At 67.0% G+C, this 1,697-nt stretch carries 1 protein-coding gene and 1 pseudogene; one reads left to right on the top strand and one right to left on the bottom strand.

Features of this window, described 5'->3' with window-relative positions:
• Positions 1-1,075 (bottom strand): hypothetical protein (locus AB0J46_RS46090; RefSeq protein WP_364341941.1); only part of this gene is annotated, 1,075 nt, incomplete at its 3' end.
• Between the two features lie 379 nt (positions 1,076-1,454).
• On the opposite strand from AB0J46_RS46090, the pseudogene AB0J46_RS46085 reads away from it, so the two are divergent.
• Positions 1,455-1,550, top strand: a pseudogene (locus tag AB0J46_RS46085) (hypothetical protein); the annotation flags it as partial.
• Positions 1,551-1,697 lie beyond the last annotated feature (147 nt).

Genomic DNA, 1,697 nt, shown 5'->3' with positions numbered 1-1,697 from the left:
CGCTCACGTAATCGGTTCTGATGCCGCCGGCGTACAGGGTGCCCAGGTCGTTGGAGCCGCCTGTGCTCCAGACCTTCACCCCGCCCTGGGGGAAGGTGATGACTCCCTCGCCGCTGTTGGGCCCCTCCACATACCCGGTGAGCACGCCGTCGAACACGGCCTTGCCGGCCGTCAACGTCCCCTTCACGCTGGAGCTGTCGGAGATCTCCGCCCCTGTGCCGGTGATGGTGAGGCCCCAGTTGGTCTTGGTCCCCTGAAGCCTGGGTGTCTTGATCTCGGTGGTGGCGGTGAGCGTGTCGAGTTCGGGATCGCGCACCTGAACGGTCGTGGTGAGGAAGTGCTGATGCTGCGTGGTGGGGTCGGTGGCCCTGAGGATGTAGGTGGTGGCCCGCTTCGGGGCGGTGGGCGGTGACCAGCTGCTCCCGGCGACGGTGACGAACTGCGGCGCGCCCGGGTACATGATCTCGTAGCGGAAGCCGGTGGGTCCCTGCCAGCTCAGCGTGAGCGTGTCACCGACATTCACCATGGCCTTGTCCGGATGGAAGCTGTGCGGCGCCGGGAGCTCCTGTGGCGCGGTCTTCGCCAGCGCGACCGCCGCGTGGCTGGTGCTCAGGCCTCCGGTCTTGGTTCTGCCGGCCTTCTCGGTCACCGCCAGCACGGCCAGCCCGGCGGCGGCGGCGAGGGTGACGTTCTCCAGCGTCAGCACCATGTGGTCGCCGGGGGCGAAAGGGGTTCTACCGCCAGGAGTGGTGGCCTGGGTGGCCTGGAAGGCGTTGGAGCCCTGCCGCTGGACGTTCACCGGCGACCGGGTGCCCGGCGGTGGGCCCGTCCATGTGCCCAGTCGGGTGCCCGGCCATGTGCGGTACTCGCCGCTTGGCTTGATCTTGTTCAAGTTCGAGGTGAGGTCGCCGGCGCCGCTGCCGACGGGCACCTCCACCGTGATCGTGGACCAGTACGCCGGCTGCTGCCCGGTGTTGGTGACGAGCAGGTACACCGTCCCCGTGGACGTCCGCCCGGTCGCTGACGCTTCCAGGGGTGCCGGGTCGGTGAGGACGGTGTAGGTCAGCATGGTCATGGTCACGACTCCCTTTTCTTGAAGGACGGCGCGGGCCGATGACCTACCCGCGGCAAGGGGAGCGGCCGGGCGGGACAGGCGCCGACATGGGGGCGCATCCGAAACCCGCCTGTGGCGCGCCGGAGAAGATCACCCTTTGATCCAATCGTCCGGCGTTGGAGCGTGACAATGCCACGCAAGGCGGCCATTACAGGGCGATCAGGCAACACCATCAGCGTCTTGACGAGCATGGAGACCATGCGTCACCGGCGTCTGCGACACCGCCGCGCCTCGGATGTCTGTAAGCCTGCTGTCACCCGGTACACGCGATTGCGTTAGCGCAGGTCAGACTGCTACGGCGGTGCCGTGAGGAGATCCCGCGGGTCAGGGTTCCTCCTTCCATCCCGACGGGGGCCTGATCGCCACCACCGGCGAAGACGGCACCGTGCGCCTGTGGAACGCCGCCACCGGCCAGCCGGCCAGCACACAAGAATGATCTTCTGCCTCGAAGCTGCTCATCTAGTACTACAGCGAGCCTTTGAGATCTCTAGCGTGTAAACATGCCAGATGACTTAACCGCTGCTGATCTGCGGGAGTGGGTTACGGGACTGGATGCGTTGTTCGGCCGGGTTGCGGGCCGGTT

The organism is Nonomuraea sp. NPDC049758, assembly GCF_040674635.1.
Taxonomy (GTDB): Bacteria; Actinomycetota; Actinomycetes; order Streptosporangiales; family Streptosporangiaceae; genus Nonomuraea.
Note: the sequence above shows the minus strand (reverse complement) of the source record. Positions and strands in the feature narration are given on the sequence as shown.